The organism is Meiothermus sp. (assembly GCF_025056915.1).
Classification (GTDB): Bacteria; Deinococcota; Deinococci; order Deinococcales; family Thermaceae; genus Meiothermus.
The window spans coordinates 1-3,183 of record NZ_JANWVH010000141.1 but is presented as its reverse complement, the minus strand read 5'-3'; the positions used below and the strand labels follow the sequence as shown (position 1 = coordinate 3,183).

Genomic DNA, 3,183 nt, shown 5'->3' with positions numbered 1-3,183 from the left:
TGTGGGAGGCCCTGGGGGCCCGGCGGGGCGAGCGGGCCCGGCGCACCCCGAGCGACCGGGCCTACTTTGAGCACCACCAGCGCAAAGCGGGGCTGTTGCTGCGCCAGGGCCGACCGCAGGAAGCCCTGCTGGAAGCCCAGGAGGCCCTGGGGGTGGCCCGGCGGCTGGGCGATGCCGAGGGGATGGCCCTGGCCCGACTCTCGCTGGGGGCGGCCTGCTTGCTGATGGGGGCGCTCGAGGAGGCCCAGCCCCACCTGGAGGCTGCAGCCGAGGCCCAGAACCCCCAAACCCGCCCGCGGGCCCTGAGCAACCTGGGGGCGTTGCGGGGGCTGCAGGGGGCGTACGAGGCTTCGCTGGAGGCCCTCGAGGCCGCCCTCACCCTGGCCCGGGGCCAGGGCCAGCTCGTCCTGGCAGGAAGCCTGCTGCAGAACCTGGCCGCCACCACCTTGCGCCTAGGCCGCTACGCCCAGGCTGCCCGGCGCTTCGGCGATGCCCTGGAGCTGGCCCGCAGCCTGGGCGACCCCCGCACCGAGGCCACCAGCTACCGCAACCTGGGCTACCTCTACTTTCTGCAGGGCCAGTTTGGCCCGGCCTGGAACACCCTGGAGGAGGCCCTCGAGCTGGCCCGCGGACAAGGCCCCGGCCTGCAGGCCCAGGCCCTGCTGGTCGAGGTGGAGCTGCTGGGCTACCTGGGGGCCTTCGCCCTGGCCCACAGGCGGCTGGAGGAGGCCTTCTCGCTCTCCCAGGCCGCCCAGGACGAGCGGCTCCTCTGGGCGGCCCGCTACAACCCGGCCCTGCTTGCTCTCTGGCAGGCCCCGGAAGACCCCATCCCCATCCTGGCTCTGCTGCCGGCGCTGCGCGCGACCCGGCTGGGCGACCTGGCCCTGGGGGCCGAGTTCGACCTTTTGGCCCTGTGCACCGCGCCCGAGGCCCTGGAGGCCCTCCTGGCCCAGGCCCGGCCCCAGACCCCCCTGCACGAGCTGGCCTACCGCATGGGCGAGCTGAGGCTGCCCCTCCACAAGGGCTGCCCCACCCCCGGACCTCTACCTCTGGCCAGCGCCTTGGCCCGCGAACCCCTCTGCCTGAGCGTGCCCGCCTACCGGCTTCTGGCCGCGGCCCACCGCGCTGTGGGGCAGACCGCCCAGGCCACGCAGGCCGAGCAGGAGGCCTGCGCGCTCTGGCGTACGCAGACCCAGGGGCTGCCCAAGGGTCTCGGTTTGACGCCCAGTTGACGCCCCCCCACCTACCCTGGGGCCATGCGCGAGGGCCACCGGGAGGCCAGCTTTGTGCTCCGCATCTGGAGCGACGGCGAGAGGGTGTGGCGCTACAGCCTAGAACCCCTGCGGGGCGGCGAGAAGCGGAGCTTTGCCCGGCTGGAAGAGCTGTTGGCGGCCATAGAGCGCGAGAAGGAGGAAGCATGTGCTACCGAGTCGGCATCGCAGCCCTAGCGTTGTGGCTGGCGGCCTGCGGGGGTTCGGGGCCCCAGCGCCCAGAGCCCAAGCTGCGGCCCGAGGCCCGCGTGCTGAGCGCGGAAAGCCGGGGGGCCCTTTCCAGCTTCACCCTCACCAACGCCCCGGCCTGCCTCGACTACACCAGCCCGAACCGCCCGCTCTGCCGGGCTACCCTCACCTTTAGCGCCGACAACCCCCAGCTTCAGCAGCTCGCGGTGGGGCAGGTGCTGGTGAGCGAGCCCACCCCGGCGGCGCCTTTTGGCCTCTTGCAGCGGGTCAAGAGCATCAGCCGCTCGGGGAACACCCTTACCGTAGAGACCGAGGAGGCCAACCTGGGGGCGGTCTTCGAGCAGGGGGAGTTTGAGCTGGAGAAGACCCTGGCCCCCTCCGACCTGCGCTCGGCTCGCGCCCTGGCCCAGAGCGTGCGCGGTGCGGGCGGGGTTCAGGTCTACTCGGCCCAGAGCGGGGTGCGGCCTTTGAGCACCCTGGACTTCAGCTTCGACAAGGTGCTCTACGACCAAGACGGCAACGCCTCCACCACCGGCGACCAGGTGTGCGTGGCGGGCAAGGTCTTCTTCGATGTGCAAAGTGGGGTGAGCGCGGGGCTTAAGGGCAGGATCATCCCCACCGGGGTGCGGCTCAAGGCCGCTTTGGGCATGAAGTTCACCGCCGAGGTAAAGGTTACGGCCAAGCTGAGCAAGCAGGTGAACGCCGGCAAGGAGCTCGCCAGCTACAACTTTGCCCCCATCACCTTCTTCGTGGGGCCGGTGCCGATTGTGCTGGTACCCAGCCTCAAGGTGGAGGCCAGCGCCAGCGGGCAGGTCACGCTGGAGCGCACCGGCAGCTTCAGCGGCCCGGTGAGCCTTTCCCTGGTGCGCATCCCCAGCAGCCTGGCGGTGAACGGGGGCTTCAACCCAAATCCCCTGGAGAACCAGAGCACCCTCACCCCCGCGGCCAGCCTTGCGGCGGGGCAGTACACCCTGCTGGTGCGGGCCCAGGCCAGCTTTGGGGGCCATACCCTGACGCGTGAGCGGGCCCTCACCCTGAACGTGAGCGCCAGCAGCCAGATTAACCTAACGGGGCAGGTCAGGAACCTCTTCGGGCTGCCCCTGAGCGGCGTGGAGGTCTGCCTGGGGAGCCGCTGTGCCAACACCGATGCCCAGGGGCGCTTTGGCTTTACCGAGGTCAGGCCGCCCTACAGCCTCCGGGTGCGGCCTGCGGCCACCCAGGAGCATACCTTTGTGGGCCTCACCCGGCCCGACCCCGTGCTGCTTCTCTTCTCCGGCATAGGAGCCCCCGGCGAGCAGAGCGCCAGCCTGAGCGGGAACCTGAGCCCCTCGGGGGGGCCTGATCTACCCCAACCCCGCCAACACCCTGACCCAGGTGGTGCTGGCCGCGCCGGAGGCCCGGCTCACGCAGTTTGTGAACCCCCTGCTGAACCTGGCCCTGCTCGCCCCGGCCCAGGGCCCGGCCTACAGCCTGAGCGCCCGCTGGCTGGGCACCGGCCCGCTCCGGGGCCGCGTACACGCCTTGCAGTGGCGCTACGCCCCGGGCAACCCCAACACCCCCGAGAAGTTCCTCGGCTAAGGCAGCCGGGCCCTCTCGCTCAGCCCCGGCGGGAGCGCCAGCCTTAACGTGCCCATCAGCCCCATCCCGACCGGGGCCCTGACCCTCCGGGCCACCAACCCCGCGGGGCTTACCCTGCGCTCGCGGCAGCTTTACCTGAACCTGG

General features: G+C 71.6%; 3 protein-coding genes. All 3 read left to right on the top strand.

Annotated elements, in window-relative coordinates:
- The coding region (locus tag NZN28_RS14120; protein WP_295399224.1) for a tetratricopeptide repeat protein at nucleotides 1-1,232 on the top strand (1,232 nt) is incomplete at its 5' end.
- Nucleotides 1,233-1,256: 24 nt separating this feature from the next.
- A complete protein-coding gene (locus NZN28_RS14115; protein ID WP_295399222.1) occupies nucleotides 1,257-1,448 on the top strand; it encodes a hypothetical protein in 192 nt (63 codons plus the stop codon).
- Nucleotides 1,418-3,085, top strand: a complete 1,668-nt coding sequence (locus tag NZN28_RS14110; protein ID WP_295399220.1) for a hypothetical protein — start codon at nucleotides 1,418-1,420, stop codon at nucleotides 3,083-3,085. Before NZN28_RS14115 ends, NZN28_RS14110 begins: the two co-directional genes overlap by 31 nt.
- The last annotated feature ends 98 nt before the right edge of the window (nucleotides 3,086-3,183 follow it).